This is a genomic window from Oceanobacillus alkalisoli (assembly GCF_022213125.1).
Classification (GTDB): domain Bacteria; phylum Bacillota; class Bacilli; order Bacillales; family Amphibacillaceae; genus Oceanobacillus; species Oceanobacillus alkalisoli.
Genome location: NZ_JAKNRA010000006.1, coordinates 17,054 through 33,595, shown reverse-complemented (window position 1 = coordinate 33,595; position 16,542 = coordinate 17,054). Strand labels below are relative to the sequence as shown.

The following is a 16,542-nucleotide window of genomic DNA, read 5'->3' as shown; positions in this document are numbered from 1 at the left end:
GGAATGAAATTAGGTTTGAACGGTTCAACGACAGACCAATGCAATTTAATTGAAGATATTGAGGTGGCAAAAACCTCTGGCTTTGATCTTTTAGAGTTGCGGACATATAAAATAGATGCTTATTTAGAGGAGGGCGGAACATTACCTGACTTAAAAGCGGCTTTTGAAGAAAATGGTGTCCATCCTTATGCAATCAATGCATTGGAATTTTTCACGCTAAAAGAAACAGAAGCGGAAGAAAAACAAATGCTCGAGGAAGCGGAAAAATGGTGTACGATAGCTGCAGCAATTAACTGCCCATATATTGTTGCTGTCCCAAGTTTGCTCAAAGGTCAGGAAACAAGGGAGGAAATAATTGATGATGCAGTAGAGGGTTTACATAAGTTGGCGACAATTGGAAAGAAACATGGAGTATCTATCGCCTTTGAGTTCATTGGCGTTACTGGATTCTCTGTAAGTACATTGGCGCTTGCGAATGAAATCGTGAACCGGGTTCATGATGAATATGTCGGATTAGTTGTAGACACGTATCATTTTCATTTAGGTGGTTCGACCATCGAATCTGTTCAAGCGGTAGATAAAGAAAAGATTTTTATCTTCCATGTTAATGACGCAGAAGCAGGGTTTAATAAACATGAACTAAATGATAGTCACCGGATATTTCCAGGTCTCGGCACTATCCAGTTAGAAAGTATCGGCAAAGCATTTAAAGAGATTGGCTATAATGAAATGATCAGCCTTGAGTTGTTCCGGGCAGACTACTGGAAAATGGATAAGAACGAATTGGGGAAAGAAGCCTATAAATATATGAAAAAAATTGCCGAAAGAATGTTCAATTAATATATTGTACAAAGCTATTGCTTTTTCAGAAAAACTATATTAGAATAATAGTCGGGAAAGCGCTTTCCATGCGAAGAGTTTTCCTTGCTATTATTCATTGTAGTTAAGCGCTTAACCTCAAGGCGCATCAAATATACCGAGGAGGGATTAGATGGGAAAGGTAAAAGTAGGTATCATCGGTGCAGGTAATATCGGGCGATTACATGCAAATAATATACTTCATTCCGAAAAATTAGAGCTCACGATGATTGCCGATGTATACACGGATCATTTAAAAGGGACACGTTTTGAGGAACAAGTACCAAAAATAACAAAAGACCCTCAAGAATTAATCAATGATAAAGAGATTCAGCTTGTACTTATCTGTTCATTAACAAATACACATGCTGAATACATTAAAGCAGCAGCTAGAGCAGGTAAGCATGTATTCTGTGAAAAGCCAATTAGTTTCAATATAGAGGAAACGAAGGAAGTACGGAAAATAATTCAAGAAACCGGAGTGAAGTTCCAAGTCGGCTTCAATCGACGGTTTGATAAACATTTCCGGAAAGTATATGAAACAGTCCGGACTGGAACGGTTGGTGACCCGCACATCATCAAAGTAACTTCCCGCGATCCGGCACCGCCTCCTGAAAACTATATTCCAAAATCAGGCGGTATGTTCATGGACATGACGATTCATGACTTTGACATAATACGCTATCTCTCCGGAAGTGAAGTGACAGAGGTTACGGTAAATGCGGCGAATCTCGTTGATCCCATGTTTGAAAGACACGGGGACGTCGATACAGCCATTATTACACTCCAATTTGAAAACGGTTCTCTAGGTGTAATCGATAACAGCAGACAGGCAGTATACGGTTATGATCAGCGAATCGAGGTTTTCGGTAATAAGGGCGCTGTTTCAGCTGAGAATGAATCGAAGACAAATATTCGTGTTGCAACAGAAGAAGCGGTAACTTTAGATGTGCCGAAGCATTTTTACCTGGATCGTTATCAGGAGGCATATGTTGAAGAAATCCACCAGTTAGCAGATGCAATCTTAGAAGATAAACCGACATCTTGCTCGGTGGAAGATGGCTACCAGGCAGAACTCATGGCATTTGCAGCGAATATATCCCATAAAGAAAAACGCACCGTCCGGATTGCAGAGTTGCAGGAAGGGAGTTTGGTTTAACATGGAGGAAATAAGCTGGGGTATTCTAGGCACAGCTGAAATCGCAGAAGAACAGGTCATTCCTGCAATTCAAAAGTCTGTAAATGGTAAAGTCGCAGCAATCGCAAGCAGAAACCCGGCTCGTAAGGCAACTAAGTTAGCAGAACAATTCGATATACCGACTATTTATTCTTCGTATGAGGAACTATTGGCCGACGAAACAATCGATGCTGTGTATGTACCGCTTCCGAATGAGCTTCATGCTGAATGGACGAAAAAGGCTGCAGCTTACGGTAAAAACGTCCTTTGTGAAAAGCCAGCGGGACTCACGGCATTACAAGTGGAAGAAATGGTTGCAGCTTGCAAGTCTGCAAATATCACTTTCATGGAATCGATGATGTATCAATTTCATCCACAGCACAAAAGAGTGAAGGAAATCATTGCGGAAGGAGCAATTGGGGAAGTGAAGCAGATGCGTGCTTCGTTTAGCTTCCCGCTTGAAAAACCGGGTAATTTCCGTCTTAAATCACAAGTGGATGGTGGAGGCAGTATTTTTGATATCGGCTGCTACACAATCCATGCGATTAGAAGTTTTTTAGGAGAACCAACTGATGTGTTGTTCGTAGAGGAGACGTTAACTGCAGATGGTAATACGGATATTGCAGCAATAGGCATATTCGAACATAAGAATGGTAAAAAATCATATTTTGATTGTGGAATGAACATGTCCACGAGAAATGAATATGAAATCGTCGGTACAAAAGGAACGATTCGAGTGCCGAAAGCATTTATTCCGCAAGCAGACGGTGAGGGGATTATTGAACTCATCCCAAATGAAGGTCCCGTCAAACAGGAACAAATTATTTCGGATTACTATGTAGAAGGAGTGGAGTTCTTTACTCGTCAAATCATTGATGGAAAAGATCTTACACATCTGGCGGAGGACACATTAAATAATTTAAAAGCAATGGATGCAGTCCGTAATTGGAAAAAGCAAACAGAAACAATCCGTCGATGTACGGAAAAATTATAAAAGGGTGATATAAAATGAAAGAATCTATTCGAATTGCAGTACTTGGTTTAGGAAGGTTAGGATTTTGGCATGCCGAGAATCTCGCACAAAAAGTAAAAGGCGCAGAACTTGTTGCAGTAGCAGACCAAATGCCAGGGCGTGCGGAAGAAGTTGCCAGACAAATTGGTGTAGCAAAATGGACGGATAATCCAGATGATATTTTTGAGGATCCAAATATTGATGCAGTTGCTATTATTACACCGACTAGCACGCACCATGAAATGATTCAAAAGGCTGCAGCAAACGGTAAACATATTTTCACAGAGAAACCGATCACGGAAACTTTAGAGCAAGCAGATGAAGTGATTGAAGTGATTCAAACTAATAATATATTTTGCCAAGTTGGCTTTATGAGACGATTTGACCCAGCTTATGCAGAAGCAAAACGCCGGATTGAAGCCGGAGATATCGGTAAACCGCTTTACTTCAAGGGACTTTCAAGAGACGGAAATACTCCACCACCAGAATTCATTCAAAATAGTGGCGGACTTTATCTCGACTTCTCCATTCATGAATATGATACGGCTAGATTCTTCCTCGGTCAAGAAGTGAAGGAGGTCATTGCTCATGGCAGTGTTGTTCAGCATGAGTATGTGGCAGAACATGGAGACGTTGACCAAGCATTAACATACTTGACGTTTGACGGCGGAGCTGCAGCAGACGTAGAAGCAAGCAGAAATGCACATTACGGCTATGATATCCGTGCAGAAATCATTGGTACAGAAGGGGCAATCCAGCTTGGTTCTATGCGCAATCTAGATATGTATGTTCTAAAAAACAAGGGCAGAACACATGATATTTTACCAGACTTTGCAACTCAATTCTCAGATGCCTATTTGTTGGAGATGGTATCCTTTATCGAGCAGCTTAGAAAAGGGGAATCCCCACTTGTTAATGAAGTAGACGGTAAAATTGCACTTGAAATCGCTGTAGCTGCAACAGAATCCTATAAGACCGGGAAGAAGATTAACCTGCTGGATAAGCAACTTATAGGCAAATAATAGAATAATTAATTTTTTGAAACACTTCACTTGCAATAATATTAAGAGTATTATAGACTATGGTCAGATTAGGTTAAGCGCTTAACTTAAGCGTTTCCAAAAAGATTATGGAGGGATTATGTGTCTAAGTTACTGGTTAAGCCCGAGGAAGTTGATCAAGACGGGAAGATCATTGATGTTACTCCTGAATCAGCAGGTTGGGAATATGTCGGTTTTCAAGTCTATTCATTAAAAGAGGGAGCTTCTTTGAAAAAGGAAACAGGAACAGATGAAGTTTGCCTCGTACTTCTATCAGGAAAAGCAAATGTTAAAACAAATGAAAAGGTATTTAACGAAATCGGAGAACGAATGAGTGTATTTGAGAAAATACCCCCATATTCCGTATATATTCCAAATGACGATTATTATGAAGTAGAAGCATTATCCGATTTAGAGTTAGCTGTATGTGCGGCACCTGGTAAAGGAACATACGAAGCTCGTCTGATTGCTCCAGAAGATGTGGAACAGTCTGATCGCGGTTCTGGAAAAATGAGCAGGAAGATTCACGATATCTTACCAGAAGGAAAAGATGCAGACAGTCTGCTTGTAGTGGAAGTGTATACACCAGATGGAAATACATCAAGCTACCCACCGCATAAGCACGATAAAGATAACTTACCACATGAATCTTATTTGGAAGAAACGTATTATCACGAAGTCAACCCAAGTCAAGGGTTTGCGTTCCAGCGGGTATACAACGATGATCGCAGTCTCGACGAAGCAATGACAGTAGAACATAGAAATGTCGTATTAGTTCCGGAAGGGTATCATCCATTTACTGCGGTACCAGGTTATGAATGTTATTACTTGAACGTCATGGCAGGGCCAAAGCGTACATGGAAATTCAATAATGAAAAAGATCATGAATGGTTATTCGAAGGGGTAAAACGCTAAGGAAGGTGCAGACCTCTAGCAGATGCAATATAGAAACATAAGGGAGGAGAAGGCTTTGTATAACTTGAATTTTAAAGAAGGCCGTCTATTAGATTTAGTTGGAATTGGTCGGCTCTGTATCGATTTAAATGCTGATCAAATCAACCGTCCAATGGAAGAGACAAGGTCATTTACGAAATATGTCGGTGGCTCTCCAGCTAACATTACGATCGGTGCAGCAAGACTTGGAAAAAAAACCGGCTTCATCGGAAAGGTATCCGATGACCAAATGGGTCGCTACATTGTAACTTATTTAGAAGAAAATGATATTGATATATCAAATGTATCTGTTGATGATACCGGTGCTGTTACCGGCCTCGCTTTTACAGAGATTAAGAGTCCCGAAGATTGCAGTATTCTCATGTACCGCGATAATGTTGCTGACTTGAAGTTAGATACATCAAACGTATCGGAAGACTATATCAAACAGTCGAAGTCACTTCTCGTTTCTGGGACAGCGCTTGCAGCGAGTCCATCAAGGGAAGCGGTATTTCTAGCTCTTGACTATGCTCGTAAACATGATGTAGTCGTCATCTTTGATCTTGATTATCGTCCGTATACTTGGAACGACGATAAAGAGACGGCAACATATTACAACTTGGCGGCAGAGAAATGTGATGTCATTATTGGAACTCGCGATGAATTCGACATGATGGAACAATTCCAAAAGGAAAAGAGCACAGACGAAGAAACAGCTGGGAAATGGTTCAGCCACCATGCAGAAATCGTCATCATCAAGCATGGAGCAGAAGGTTCGATTGCTTATACGAAACAAGGTGAGTCATTTACAAGCGCTACATTCAAAACAAGAGTGCTTAAAACATTCGGTGCAGGAGACTCCTACGCTTCAGCCTTTATTTATGGCCTTATGCATGGCTGGGATATACCAAAAGCGATGGAATACGGTAGTGCATCAGCAGCAATTGTGATTTCTAGACATAGCTGTTCCGAGGCGATGCCTACTGTTGAAGAATTGAACGAATTTATCAATACAGCTGAAAAAGTCGGCGTATAACTAGTTGCTGGAAAAGGAAGTGCGATAGATGTTAGCAATGCTCCGAGACGTGCTAAAAGACACAACGAAGAAGAAATATGCTATCCCGGCCTTCAATATATTCGGGTTTGAAGATGCGAAAGCTTGTATTGATGCTGCGGAACACTTGGGGGCACCAGTCATTCTAGCGACAAACAAAGTGGCACTCGAGCATATTCCTGTAGCTGTATTTGGCAGGATGCTCGTTACCATGGCGGAACAAGCGACAGTTCCGGTCGTCATTCATCTAGATCACGGTGCTGATTATGAAACAGTGGCAAAAGCAATTCATGCGGGGTATAGTTCCGTCATGTATGATGGTTCCCAATTACCAATTGAAGAGAATATCCGAAAGACGAAAGAAATTGTGAAGCTTGCCCATGCATTCGATATTCCGGTTGAGGCAGAAGTTGGCTCAGTTGCTTATCGGGATAAATACAGGCATATCAAACAAGAACATACAAGTCCGTACGACGCCCAGCGCTTTGCTGTGGAAACTGGTGTTGACTGCCTTGCTGTGTCTGTTGGTTCTTTACACCGAATGGAAGAACAGACTGCTGAGATTGATTTTGAATTGATTAAAGCGATTGAAGCAGTAGTTGATATCCCGCTTGTGATGCACGGTGCAACAGGTATATCCGATGAGAATTTAAGAAAGCTTGCGGCAACTAGCTTTGGTAAGGTGAATATCGGAACCGCGCTTCGGATGGCTTTCGGGAGATCTCTCCGCAAACAAGTGGAGGCAGACCCGGTTGTCTATGACCGGCTGGAATTGTTCCCAGACGCGATGGAAAAAGTGAAACAAGCTGCAATAAATAAAATGCTTTTGTTGAATTCAACTAGAGCGAATACTTTAGAGGAGGAAATGAGTAATGGAGAAAGTACAGACTGAAGTATTAAAGAACTATATAAATGGGGAATGGGTGGAGTCCAAATCTGATAAAAAGGAAGAGGTCTTTAACCCGGCTACTGGTGAAGTTCTTGCTCACGTACCAGTTTCTACAGTAGAAGAAGTGGACGAAGCGGTTCGTGCTGCTCATGAAGCATTTCAAACGTGGAAAGATCTAGCTGTTCCAAGACGTGCGCGAATTCTATTCAAATACCAGCAGCTACTTGTTGAACATTGGGATGAAATCGCTGAGATTATTACAAAAGAGAACGGTAAAAACTTGGCGGAAGCAAAAGGGGAAGTACAACGTGGAATTGAAAACGTGGAATTCGCAGCAGGCGCACCAACATTAATGATGGGTGACAGCCTTGCGTCCATTGCTACTGGACTTGAAGCAAGCACGTACCGTTATCCAATCGGAGTAATCGGTGGAATTACACCATTCAACTTCCCAATGATGGTTCCAGCTTGGATGTTTCCAATGGCGTTAGCTACTGGTAACACGTTCGTATTGAAGCCATCTGAGCGTACGCCTTTAACAGCAATCCGCCTCGTTGAATTATTAGAAGAAGCAGGAGTTCCAAAAGGGGTAATGAACATTGTTCATGGCGCGCATGACGTCGTAAACGGATTGCTTGATCATAAGCAAGTTGCCGGAATTTCTTTCGTTGGTTCTCAGCCGGTTGCTGAGTATGTGTACAAACGCGGGACAGATAACTTGAAGCGAGTACAAGCACTGGCAGGAGCGAAAAACCATTCGATTGTACTGAAAGATGCGAATATGGATAATGCGACAACACAAGTAATCAATGCTGCGTTTGGTTCAGCAGGGGAGCGTTGCATGGCAGCTGCTGTCGTTACAGTTGAAGATGAAGTAGCAGATGAATTCATTGAACAGCTTGTCCAGAAAGCAAATGAATTAAATATTGGTAATGGACTTGACGATAGTGTGTTCTTGGGTCCAGTAATCCGTGAACAGCATAAAGAGCGCACGGTAGGCTATATCGAAAAAGGTATCGAAGAAGGTGCAGACCTTATTCGTGATGGTCGTAAAGATGCTGCTGTGGATAAAGAGGGCTACTTCGTAGGTCCAACTATCTTTGATAATGTAACGAAAGATATGACAATCTGGCAGGATGAGATTTTTGCACCGGTACTATCCATCATACGTGTGAAGGACTTGGATGAAGCTGTTGCAACTGCAAATGCTTCAGAATTCGCAAACGGCGCGTGTATCTTTACAAAAGATGGCGGCTCTGTACGTCAATTCCGTGAAACGATCGATGCAGGAATGCTCGGCGTGAACATCGGGGTACCCGCACCAATGGCAATGTTCCCGTTCTCTGGTTGGAAGCATTCCTTCTATGGTGACTTACATGCAAACGGTAAAGATGGTTTGAACTTCTATACTCGTCAAAAAGTTGTAACGGGCCGTTGGGCTTAATGATAAGAAAGCAAACAGTGTGCTCGTTTAGTTGAATGAGCACACTGCTCTTTCATGAAAAGTAAGTTTTCACAAAAATATTTTTACTGAGGTGGGCATATGAGACAAACAACTGCTCAAGCATTAGTACGATTTCTAAATCAGCAATATGTTAATACTGATGGGAAAGAACATAAGCTGTTTAAAGGGATATTTACAATTTTTGGGCACGGAAATGTCCTTGGTATCGGTCAGGCATTAGAAGAGAATCCAGGGGACTTGGAAGTGTATCAAGGACGAAATGAACAAGGAATGGCCCATGCAGCTACAGCATTTGCGAAACAAAATCACCGGAAACAACTGATTGCTTGCACGTCTTCTGTAGGTCCGGGCTCTGCTAATATGATAACGGCAGCGGCGACCGCTACAGCCAATAATATCCCATTACTGCTTCTGCCAGGAGATACCTTCGCAACGCGTCAGCCGGATCCGGTACTGCAACAGGTTGAACAGCCTTGGGATGCGAGCTTGACGACGAATGATACATTCCGTGCGGTCAGTAAGTATTGGGACAGGGTCAATCGTCCGGAACAGTTGATGAGTGCGCTGCTTAACGCAATGCGTGTGTTAACAGATGAGGCGAATACAGGAGCTGTAACTGTTGCACTTCCCCAAGATGTGCAAGGAGAAGCGTATGATTTTCCAGAGTCGTTCTTTAAAAAACGCGTTTACCATCTGAATCGCAGAAAACCGCAAAGCTATGAACTGGAACAAGCAGTTGCATTGATGAAAGCGAAAAAGAAACCACTGATCATTTCTGGCGGTGGCGTACGCTATTCGGAAGCAGCCGAAACACTCGGGGCATTTGCAGAGAAATTCCAGATTCCGTTTGCGGAAACACAAGCAGGAAAGAGTGCACTTCCAAGTACACATGAATTTAATCTTGGTGGAATTGGTGTTACTGGTAATAGTGCGGCAAACTCGATTGCTAAAGAAGCGGATCTAATTATTGGTATCGGCACGCGCTTCACTGACTTTACAACCGCATCGAAACGATTGTTTGATCATGAAGATGTGGAATTTTTAACGATAAATATTTCTGATTTTGATGCTGCAAAACTTGATGCCGTTCAGATAATCGCGGATGCAAAAGCAGGAATAGAGACGCTTGAATCTGAACTTGAAGCGATTGGATACAAATCTTCTTATGACGGAGAAATTGCTGCTGCCCGAAAGGCTTGGCAAGATGAACTAAACCGTTTATATGAGACGAATTTCCATGCTAGTGATTTTAAGCCCGAGATAGACGATGGCCTAATAGAACAGTTAGCTGCATATGAAAAAGCATTAGATACAAGCCTCACACAGACTGCTGTCTTAGGAAGGGTTAACCAATTGCTTGATGAGGATGCCATTGTTGTCGGTGCGGCAGGAAGCCTTCCAGGTGATATGCAGCGAATGTGGGTTAGTAAGCAGCCAAACACCTATCATATGGAGTACGGGTATTCTTGTATGGGATATGAAATATCTGGTGCCTTAGGTGTGAAAATGGCGGAACCGGATAAAGAAGTATATGCGATGGTTGGAGACGGGAGCTTTATGATGCTTCATTCCGAGCTGATTACAAGCCTTCAGGAAGGCAAAAAGATTAACGTCATTTTATTTGATAACTCTGGATTCGGCTGTATCAATAATTTACAGATGGAGAACGGAATGGGAAGCTTCTCAACTGAATTCCGTGCGAATAATGATAAATCAGGTAATATCTTGACGACAGACTTTGCGAAAGTAGTCGAAGGTTATGGCGTTAAGACATATCGTGTCAGGACTTTCGAAGAACTGGAACAAGCAATTGAAGACTCGAAGAAGCAGACCATTTCCACACTGATAGATATTAAAGTCCTTCCGAAAACAATGACTGACGGCTATGGTGGCTGGTGGAACGTGGGTATTGCGGAAGTATCAGAGAAAGAGTCAATCCAAGCTGCTCACAAGAACCGTCTGGATCAATTGGATAAAGCGCGAAAATATTAATAGAAGTTAAAGCGAAGGGCATATCCATGATGGATCCCTTCGTTTTTCATAAATGTGCAATATAGAAATAGATTTGATAAGATTGAAGTAAATAAAAGCTTGAAATGAGGCTGCAATATGAAAGTAACGATTTATGATGTTGCAAAAGAAGCCGGTGTTTCCATTGCTACGGTTTCAAAAGTAATTAATAATACGGGAAATATGCGCGAATCGACTCGTAAACGGGTGCTGGAGACAATGAAAGAGATGAATTATACGCCGAGTATTATGGCTTCTGCTCTCACGGGAAAAAGCACGCAAACATTAGGTCTTCTCGTGCCTGATATATCGAACCCGTTTTTTGCTGAAATGGCAAAAACAATTGAAGATCGGGCGCATGAAGAAGGATTGAGCGTGATCATTTGCAGTACGGATGCGAATCCGGAGAAAGAACGTAAATATTTGGAAGTACTGCAGCAAAAGCAAGCTGATGGAATTCTTATTGCCTCGAAATTTCAAGATGACACGTTGCTCGATGATTTGATTGAACGAAATGTACCGCTTGTCATGTTGACGATTGATGATCCGACAATGAATGTATCAAAAGTATCAATCGATGACTTTAAAGGTGGTTTTATTGCAACAAATCATCTGCTGAATCAGGGGCATGAGAATATCGTCATGATAGCGGAACATGCATATAGTAGTCGCATGCGGGTGTATGGTTATCGGGAAGCGCATGAACTAATGAGCAGGAAAGTGCAGGAAGATAATATTATGTATGCTGAGGCAACGATTGAAGGTGGAAAGCATTGTTTTGAAGAAATTTTCAAAAGAAACGATGCAAAACTTCCGTCTGCAATATTTGCTTGTAACGACTTGCTTGCTATTGGAATTATCCATGCTGCAAAGGAGTATGGGATAAGCATACCTGAAGATTTATCTGTCATTGGATTTGATAATACCATTTTAGCAACCACAAGTGTACCGGCTCTAACTTCGGTCTCCCAACCAGTAGAGGACATGGGGAAAATGAGCGTCGATTTATTACTGAAAGAAATTAAGGCAGGCGGCCAATTGAAGGATAGGCAACTATTTAATCCTGAATTAATCATTAGAGGAACGACACAAGCAGTGAAGAAATCATCAAAGGCATGAAGAAGTTTTTGAAAAGGTACGATAGGGATGAGGGGGATTCAGGATATGGCTTTCGTATCGATGAAAGAAATGCTGAAAACGGCCAAAGAGAATGGTTATGCTGTTGGCCAGTTCAATTTGAACACATTATTATGGGCAAGACCGGTTCTTGAAGCTGCCGAGGAATTAAAGGCACCGGTTATCGTTGCCTCGTCTGAGCGATTAGTCGATTATTTGGGCGGTTTCCGCATCATTGCTTCGACTGTGAAGATGTTTATCAAAGAATTGGGGATTACGGTACCCGTCGCCTTACACCTCGATCATGGAATCGAGGTTGAACGGTGTAAAGCGGCAATTGATGCCGGATATTCATCTGTCATGATTGATGGCTCGCATTATTCAATTGAAGAGAATATCCGGATGACAAAAGAAGTTGTTGAATATGCGCAGCTGCATGGTGTATCTGTAGAAGCTGAAGTCGGGACGGTTGGTGGTACGGAAGATGGACTGACTGGAGGCATTCAATATGCCGATCCCGAACATTGTGAGCGAATTGTTGAAGAGACAGGGATTGATGCACTGGCAGCAGCGCTTGGTTCTGTTCATGGTCCGTATCAGGGTGAACCGAAATTAGGTTTTGCAGAAATGAAAGAGATTTCGGAACTCATCGATATTCCACTGGTATTGCATGGTGGAACAGGAATTCCTCGGGAACAGATTCGTAAAGCAATTCATTACGGCCATGCAAAAATAAATGTGAACACAGAAACTGCTCAAGCCTGGACGCAAACCGTAAGAGAAATTGTAACAGCGGATCAGGATATTTATGAAGTAAGGAAAATCCTTGATCCAGCCCATGGAGCAATTAAACAGACGGTTAAATCTAAAATTAAAGAATTTGGTTTTAAATAAAACTTGGACCTCTCCTATATATGAATAGAGAGGTTTTTTTACTCGATAGAATTTGAACTTAGTATTTGATACAGTTATGTATAGTTAGACTGCTAACGATAAAAGAATGGGGGAGTGAATTGCGGTAGAACTACAAATTGGAGATATTATTCGTTTTTACTGTACATTCACGAAAGAAGATGTCGCAATATTTACTACAGTTAATGAATTTCATAATACGTATTTAATGCTTCACCATCACCATATGTAGTTGAGTTGGTTCGTTCCCAACTACATATGGTAATGGAAAAGCCGACTTTGGTAATTATGAAATTCATTCCAGTATCTAAAGATGAAGGAAAGCATCATACAACCCCAGATGAACTTGGAAGATTAGTTGTTCAAGGACTGCTGACTGCCACATTACCGACGAAGGTTGGGGGAGATTATAATGTGTTAGCTCGTACGATGAAATTTGAATTCTTCAGACCCGTTTTCACTGGAGATACAATCAGTTGTACGGTAACAATCAAGGAAGTAGAAGAGAAAAAGAATAATCGATTCTCTATCATCGCGACGTTTACATGCAGAAATAAACATGAAAAGAAGTGCTAAGCGGATACTTCGCAGGAGTCATCTTGACGGATTGACTTATTTGACGCCTACCCGGGTTGTTGGTACGCTAAGAATGGAAGCTGGATACATTATGATTACGTATAGAATAGGGGAGAATCGTTTTGAATAAGGAAGTCAAGTTCCCAATTGGTGAATTAGAAGTGCCGGAAAAGGTAACATTAGAAAATGTTCAAGAATGGTTAAAGCAAATAGAGTCATATACGGCTCGATTAAGAGAAACCGTCGACTCGTTGAATGATGAGGAATTAAGCAAAACGTATCGGGATGGTAGCTGGAACGTTCGTCAGCTCGTACACCATATTGCAGACTCTCAGTTGAACATGTTTCAACGGTTAAAACTCGCTTTGACAGATGATAATCCAACCGTACCAAACTTCATTCAAGATGAATGGGCAGTTCAACCCGATACAGAACTACCTGTAGAACCTTCTATTAAATTATTGGAAGGAATCAATGAGCGAATTGTCGTTTTAGGTAATAGCTTAACCGAAGAACAATTAGAGCGAACCTTTACGCACGAAATTAACGGTAAAATAACGGTAGCAACAAAAGTGGCTAAATTAGCCTGGCATGAAGAACATCATTTAGCTCATATTAAACTTGCATTAGCAAAATAATATAGTTAGGTTAAATCAAAAAAGATATGTCTCTCAAAGGGAAGGCGTATCTTTTTTGTATTCATCTAGAATAAAAAATTCGACCTTGAATTACGTTGCATGTAATATTACAATGAAATGGAAATTTACAATAACTGTTAACAAACAAAAAGCTGTAAAATGTGCGGATGTATTAGAAAGTTGCTAGGGGGAATATGGTTCTGAATATTACATTGGTTGTCCTGCTATCCTACTGTATGGGAAGTTTGATTGGCGCTTATTATATAACGAAATGGATGACTGGGCAAGATATTAGAAGACTAGGAAGCGGTAATGCGGGAGCAAGAAATGCAGGGAGAGAACTAGGTAAGAAAGGGTTTTTATATACCGTCTTTATTGATGTTGCCAAGGTTATGATTGCGCTCTCTTTAACTAGTCTTCTTTTTCCGGAAAATAAAATAATGCTATTGGTAAGTGCATTTTTTCTATTAGTTGGACACATTTGGCCGGTCCACCTTGGAGGGCGAGGCGGAAAAGGGGTTGTCGTTTATTTAGCATCGACGTTATTCTTAGTTCCAATGGCTATCGTTGTCTTAGGAATAATCGCTGGAATTGGCTATTTACTTATACGAAACTTTACGGTTTCCGGGCTGATTGCGATGCTATCGATTCCCGTAACAGCATGGATCATGGGAGAATACTGTATTGGAAACGGTCTATTCATCTTATTAATTATTGTTCTTATTCCCCATCTTAGAACAAAGGCGGAAGCGTCCGTTTAGCAACGTACAAACTGTGCCTCCCAGGATGGGGGGTAGTTCGATGTTGACCCAGGATGGGGTGAACTTAATCGAACTTCCATTCTTCTCTTTGAGATAAAGGAAACTCAGGCGACGGACGATAGTGAGTTGATGTGGACTTTCACCACAAGGGTATAAGTGCGACTAAGCCTCACAAAGACCAAACGGCTAAGTCTTTATCGATTGGAAGAGTGTGAAGTTTGGCAATGCGCACTGCTCGTCCCACTAAAAGATCTGCTAGTTGCTGGGCGCTGGAGGCCAGACATAGCTAGCCCTAGACACTAAGTTATCTACAACATTTTTATTTTATAGTTTGCTATGCGAATGAATTTCATAATTACCAAAGTCGGCTTTTCCATTACCATATGTAGTTGGGAACGAACTAACTCAACTACATATGGTGATGGTGAAGCATTAAATACGTATTATGAAATTCATTAATGCAACAAGAAAATAATCTTTTCTACTCGTTAGAGGAGGCAAAAAATGGAACCACATACTTTAACATATAAGATAGCATCAGATCCAGACGAAATGGATCAGATTTATCAATTAAATTATGAAACATTTGTAGAAGAAATTCCACAGCATGAGCAAAATCAGAGTCAGCGATTAATTGATAAATTTGATGAGGAAAATATTTATTTCATTGCTAAGGATGGAGAAGAAGTTATCGGGATGATTACCGTACGGGCAAATCGTCCATTTTCCCTTGACCAGAAGTTAGCTGATTTAGATGAATATTTGCCGAATGACGCGAACCCTTGTGAGGTGCGGTTGCTTTCCGTAAAAAGAAGTTACCGAAAGAGTCGGGTATTTTATCAATTGGTTAAACTTCTTGTACGTTATTGTTTGGAGAAGGATTATAATATGGCTTTGATTTCAGGTACGGATCGTCAAACCAGGTTATATAAAAGGATTGGTTTTGAACCCTTTGGTCCAATGGTCGGAACAAGGGAAGCGATGTTTCAACCAATGTACTTAACACAAGAAAGATTTGAAACGTCATCCAAAGCCTTTCGTAAAATGATGATGGGGAAGACCCAAAAACAGTTAAACTTTTTGCCTGGGCCAGTGGCAATAAAGAGGGAAGTAGAACAGGCATTTTTTAATCCGCCTATCTCTCATCGTTCCAGTGACTTTATAGAAAATATCAAAGTAGTACGTGAAAGACTTTGCGGACTTGTGAATGCTGAACATGCGCAAATTGTTGTTGGTACTGGAACATTAGCAAATGATCTAGTAGCTGCTCAACTAAAAAAACTTCCAGGAAAAGGCCTTATACTAGCTAATGGGGAATTTGGATATCGGTTAATCGATCATGCAGAACGGATGAATTTACCGCACGAAAAGGTAGAAAAGGAATGGAATGAAAAAATAACGATAGAAGAAATCGAATTCATTCTGGAATCACATCCTGATGTCAACTGGCTATGGACGGTACATTGCGAGACATCGACAGGCTATCTTTACGATTTGGATCGTTTGAAAGAATTAACAAATAAGCATCAGGTAAAATTATGTGTAGATGCTTGCAGTTCGGTTGGGATTGTACCAATTGATTTAATGGATACCTATCTTGCCAGTACAGTAAGTGGAAAAGGACTTGGTTCTTATCCGGGATTAGCGATTGTTTTCCACCAGGAGGAAATAGGGCCTAGTAAGGAAATACCGAGATATTTGGATCTAGGTCAATACGCTAAAATGGACAGTGTTCCATATACGCATTCCTCTAATCTCATTGCTGCTTTAAAGGAAGCAGCAAAAAGGCTTGATATGAACAAAAAAACTGTAATGGCAAATGCAATTAAAAGAATGCTGGCAGATGCTGATATATCCTTTTTGGGGGATAAACATTATTCTCCCGGCATCCTAACCATTCCACTTCCTCATTCCGTTTCTTCAAAAGAAATTGGAGATGAATTAAAAGCGAAAGGAATTATCATTAGTTACGAGAGTGACTACCTGCTAGAACGAAACTGGATTCAATTTGCATTCATGGGGGATGTAACACTAGCGGAGTTTGAGACTGCATGTATTGCTCTTGAAGCCATTTTAAAACACAGGATGAAGAAGGTTTAAT

At 41.2% G+C, this 16,542-nt stretch carries 14 protein-coding genes and 1 pseudogene; all 15 read left to right on the top strand.

What is annotated here, in order from left to right:
• Positions 1–3 precede the first annotated feature (3 nt).
• The 15 genes and pseudogenes from L3V42_RS09505 to L3V42_RS09435 all read left to right on the top strand — a co-directional run bounded on the left by L3V42_RS09505 (position 4) and on the right by L3V42_RS09435 (position 16,541).
• Positions 4–840 carry a sugar phosphate isomerase/epimerase family protein gene (locus tag L3V42_RS09505; RefSeq protein ID WP_238471870.1) on the top strand — a complete coding sequence of 279 codons (837 nt, stop codon included), beginning with the start codon at positions 4–6 and terminating at the stop codon, positions 838–840.
• 151 nt (positions 841–991) lie between these two features.
• Entirely contained in the window at positions 992–2,017 is a 1,026-nt protein-coding gene (iolG, locus tag L3V42_RS09500; RefSeq protein ID WP_238471869.1) for an inositol 2-dehydrogenase, read from the top strand.
• Between the two features lies 1 nt (position 2,018).
• Complete coding sequence (locus L3V42_RS09495; RefSeq protein WP_238471868.1) at positions 2,019–3,029, top strand: Gfo/Idh/MocA family protein; 1,011 nt, start codon at positions 2,019–2,021, stop codon at positions 3,027–3,029.
• A gap of 14 nt (positions 3,030–3,043) precedes the next feature.
• Positions 3,044–4,069, top strand: a complete 1,026-nt coding sequence (locus tag L3V42_RS09490) for a Gfo/Idh/MocA family oxidoreductase (RefSeq protein ID WP_238471867.1) — start codon at positions 3,044–3,046, stop codon at positions 4,067–4,069.
• A gap of 120 nt (positions 4,070–4,189) precedes the next feature.
• Positions 4,190–5,002 carry a 5-deoxy-glucuronate isomerase gene (iolB, locus tag L3V42_RS09485; protein ID WP_238471866.1) on the top strand — a complete coding sequence of 271 codons (813 nt, stop codon included), beginning with the start codon at positions 4,190–4,192 and terminating at the stop codon, positions 5,000–5,002.
• A 22-nt stretch (positions 5,003–5,024) separates the two neighbouring features.
• Positions 5,025–6,056: a 5-dehydro-2-deoxygluconokinase gene (gene iolC / locus L3V42_RS09480; protein WP_439651881.1), complete on the top strand. Its 1,032-nt coding sequence runs from the start codon at positions 5,025–5,027 to the stop codon at positions 6,054–6,056.
• 28 nt (positions 6,057–6,084) lie between these two features.
• Positions 6,085–6,966 (top strand): class II fructose-bisphosphate aldolase, encoded by an 882-nt coding sequence (locus L3V42_RS09475; protein WP_235762432.1) that lies wholly within the window; start codon positions 6,085–6,087, stop codon positions 6,964–6,966.
• A complete protein-coding gene (locus L3V42_RS09470; protein WP_235762433.1) occupies positions 6,947–8,407 on the top strand; it encodes a CoA-acylating methylmalonate-semialdehyde dehydrogenase in 1,461 nt (486 codons plus the stop codon). The genes L3V42_RS09475 and L3V42_RS09470 overlap by 20 nt, the downstream gene beginning before the upstream one ends.
• A gap of 99 nt (positions 8,408–8,506) precedes the next feature.
• Positions 8,507–10,420 (top strand): 3D-(3,5/4)-trihydroxycyclohexane-1,2-dione acylhydrolase (decyclizing), encoded by a 1,914-nt coding sequence (gene iolD / locus L3V42_RS09465; RefSeq protein WP_238471864.1) that lies wholly within the window; start codon positions 8,507–8,509, stop codon positions 10,418–10,420.
• Between the two features lie 117 nt (positions 10,421–10,537).
• Positions 10,538–11,557, top strand: a complete 1,020-nt coding sequence (locus tag L3V42_RS09460; RefSeq protein ID WP_235762435.1) for a LacI family DNA-binding transcriptional regulator — start codon at positions 10,538–10,540, stop codon at positions 11,555–11,557.
• A 45-nt stretch (positions 11,558–11,602) separates the two neighbouring features.
• Positions 11,603–12,448: a class II fructose-1,6-bisphosphate aldolase gene (gene fba / locus L3V42_RS09455; RefSeq protein ID WP_235762436.1), complete on the top strand. Its 846-nt coding sequence runs from the start codon at positions 11,603–11,605 to the stop codon at positions 12,446–12,448.
• Between the two features lie 276 nt (positions 12,449–12,724).
• Positions 12,725–13,077 (top strand): annotated as a pseudogene (locus L3V42_RS09450) (FAS1-like dehydratase domain-containing protein).
• Between the two features lie 87 nt (positions 13,078–13,164).
• Positions 13,165–13,680 carry a YfiT family bacillithiol transferase gene (locus L3V42_RS09445; RefSeq protein WP_235762437.1) on the top strand — a complete coding sequence of 172 codons (516 nt, stop codon included), beginning with the start codon at positions 13,165–13,167 and terminating at the stop codon, positions 13,678–13,680.
• Between the two features lie 194 nt (positions 13,681–13,874).
• Positions 13,875–14,441, top strand: coding sequence for a glycerol-3-phosphate acyltransferase (locus L3V42_RS09440; RefSeq protein ID WP_238471863.1), 567 nt, complete (start codon positions 13,875–13,877; stop codon positions 14,439–14,441).
• A gap of 504 nt (positions 14,442–14,945) precedes the next feature.
• Positions 14,946–16,541, top strand: a complete 1,596-nt coding sequence (locus L3V42_RS09435; RefSeq protein ID WP_235762439.1) for an aminotransferase class V-fold PLP-dependent enzyme — start codon at positions 14,946–14,948, stop codon at positions 16,539–16,541.
• Position 16,542: the final 1 nt, after the last annotated feature.